Annotated in this window: 1 protein-coding gene; it reads left to right on the plus strand. The window is 50.8% G+C overall.

The window, feature by feature from the left end:
• A partial coding sequence (locus tag A3751_RS02305) for a DUF5011 domain-containing protein (RefSeq protein ID WP_156492207.1) occupies positions 1 to 301 on the plus strand: 301 nt, incomplete at both ends.

Consider the following 301-nt stretch of genomic DNA (forward strand, 5'->3'; position numbering starts at 1 on the left):
ATTGTTGCCGACACAACGCCTCCAGTCATTACCCTCGTTGGCGCACCGACGGTGAACATTGAACAAGGCGACACGTACAACGACGCTGGAGCCACTGCCTCTGATTCAGTTGATGGCCCATTAACCGGATCTATTTCGACTAATAATCCAGTCAACACGAATATTCCCGGAACCTATACGGTCACCTACAACGTCAGTGACGTCGCAGGCAACTTTGCAGCCCAAGTGACTAGAACTGTCATCGTTGCCGACACTACTCCACCGGCAATTAGTTTGATCGGTTCATCGACGGTCAATGTAG

The organism is Oleiphilus sp. HI0080 (assembly GCF_001635135.1).